Origin of the sequence: Streptomyces sp. NPDC058295 (assembly GCF_042880655.1) — a bacterium.
In the GTDB taxonomy this organism is placed as follows: domain Bacteria; phylum Actinomycetota; class Actinomycetes; order Streptomycetales; family Streptomycetaceae; genus Streptomyces; species Streptomyces coriariae.
Genome location: NZ_JBHVYO010000110.1, coordinates 1 through 2395 on the forward strand (window position 1 = coordinate 1; position 2395 = coordinate 2395).

The following is a 2395-nucleotide window of genomic DNA, read 5'->3' on the forward strand; positions in this document are numbered from 1 at the left end:
TCGGTAGTACCGTCGAGCAGGCCGCCTCCCCAGGGCGCAAACGAGGTCAACCGGGGGCGCGTTGGGATCAGACAGGAGCGAACGGAACGAAACGGGTCGCCGAACGACGACACCAATCCCCTGCCCCACATCAGGCACGTCTGCCCCAAGGACCACACACCAGCTCGGTCTGCAAATCACCGCCAAACAACCTCTGCGGGACAAAACACTCTTTAAGACATCGTTTCTTATGACCCGATCGCGCGTTGAACCGGGCATGACGATTCCTGTTGAGCGGCTGGTACCGGACGAGTTGTGGGCTCTGTTCCGGCGGGTGGTGCCGCCCGCCGAGGTGAAGCGTCCACAGGGCGGGGGTCGGCGTCGAGCCGGTGACCGCGAGGCACTGGCCGCGATCATCTTCGTCGCGACCTCGGGCTGTACGTGGCGGCAGCTCCCGCCGGTGTTCGGTCCGGCCTGGCAGACGGTGTACCAGAGGTTCGCACAGTGGAGTCGGGACCGGGTCTGGGCCCGGCTCTACCGCGTGGTCCTGGATGAACTCGGTGCTCGGGGTGAGCTGGACTGGTCGCGGTGCGCGATCGATTCGGTCAGCATCCGTGCAGTAAAAGGGGGATGCTGACGGGACCGAATCCGACCGATCGTGGCAAGTCAGGAACGAAGATTCGCCTGCTCACCGACCGGAACGGACTGCCGCTGTCGCTGGGCATCTCCGGAGCCAACATGCACGACAGCCAGGCCCTGGAACCGCTTGTGCGCGGCATCCCGCCCATTCGCTCCCGCCGCGGACCTCGGCGCAGACTCCCGGCGAAATGTATTCGGACAAAGGCTACGACTACAAGCACCTGCGACGATGGCTCCGCAGCCGCGGCATACCCCACCGCATCACCCGCAAGGGCATCGAGCCCTCGCAGCGGCTCGGCCATCATCGATGGGTCGTTGAACTTACGGTTTCCTGGCTGGGCGGATGCCGTCGCCTACACCGCCGCTATGAACGCAAGCCCGAGCACTTCCTTGCCTTCGTCGGCATAGCCGCCGCTCTCATCTGCCACCGGCGCCTCACCACATAAACGGTGGAGAGGCGTTGTGGCGTCGGCGGGATCAGTCGGTGGTGAAGCTGGACAGTGTCGCGGCCGGGTATCGGCTGCCCGCCGAGCCGTGGGGGAGGATCTCGGTGATGTGGGCCATGTCGGCGTCAGTGAGCTGGACGCTGTCCGCGCCGGCGTTCTCCTCGAGACGCTTGGCGCTGCGGGTGCCGGGGATGGGCACGATGTCCTGACCCTGGGCGAGGAGCCAGGCCAGCGCGAGTTGGGCGGTGGTGATGCCCTTGGCTGCGGCGAGTTCCTTGAGCTGTTCGGTGGCGCGGAGGTTGTAGGCGTAGTTCTCGCCCTGCCAGCGCTCGTCCCATCTGCGCATGTCGTCCGCGGGGTATTCACTCGCGGGCTTGACCGCCCCGGTCAGGAAGCCGCGGCCGAGCGGGGAGTAGGGCACCAAGCCGATGCCGAGCTCCCGCAGGACGGGAAGGATCTCCTCCTCCACCTCCCGCTCGAGGAGCGAGTACTCGTACTGGAGCACCGAGAGCGGGGTGACCGCGTGGGCGCGTCGGATGTACTGGGGGCCGACGTTGCTCAGGCCGAAGTACTTCACCTTGCCTTCGGTGATCAGATCGCCGACCACGCCCGCGACCTCCTCGACCGGAATAGTGGGGTCGGAGATGTGCTGGTAGAAGAGGTCGATGTGGTCGCTCTGCAGGTAGCGCAGGCTGTTCTCGGCGACCTTGCGAATGTTCTCGGGGCGGCTGTTGAAGCCGGAGCCCAGCGGCTGGGTCGTCATGTCGAAGCCGAACTTGGTGGCGAGGCCCACCGCGTCGCGGAAGTCGCGGACTGCCTTGCCCAGGAGGATTTCGTTACTGCCCGTACCGGCGCCGTACAGCTCGGCGGTGTCGAAGAAGTCGATGCCGAGTTCGTGGGCGCGGCGGATGGTCGCGATGCTCGCGTCGTCGTTCGAGGCGCCGTAGGCCATGGACATGCCCATGGTCCCCAGGCCGAGCGCCGAGACGCGCAGGCGACCGGGAAGAACACCTTCACCACGACGGTCAGGAACCCGCGGCGGGACCAGGCCGCCGAGGGAGTCGGCCTACGGATCAGCGCGACCGACAGCCAGGGCAACACCGTCCGGCAGACCCTCCCCGCAGCGTACACACTGCGCTGACGCCATCGGTGATCCGCAGATCGGTGGAGCGGGGCGAGAGCGGGACCCGCCCCGCTCCACCGGGCCGCACTGACGCCGAACCGGGGGTATGCGCCGACTCTGCGGCATCGCAGGATGCGGGAGGCGGCCCGGACGAAAACGTCCCACTCAGGCACCCGACCGCCGCCTCGGCGAGAAGACTGCCGACGCT

At 67.1% G+C, this 2395-nt stretch carries 1 protein-coding gene and 1 pseudogene; one reads left to right on the forward strand and one right to left on the reverse strand.

Going from position 1 to position 2395, the window contains the following annotated elements; genetic code table 11:
* Positions 1 to 256: 256 nt before the first annotated feature.
* Positions 257 to 1064, forward strand: a pseudogene (locus tag ACFVYS_RS43745) (IS5 family transposase).
* Positions 1065 to 1095: 31 nt separating this feature from the next.
* Here the strand turns inward: ACFVYS_RS43745 and ACFVYS_RS43750 are convergent.
* Positions 1096 to 2058, reverse strand: a complete 963-nt coding sequence (locus ACFVYS_RS43750; protein WP_389511448.1) for an aldo/keto reductase — start codon at positions 2056 to 2058, stop codon at positions 1096 to 1098.
* Positions 2059 to 2395 lie beyond the last annotated feature (337 nt).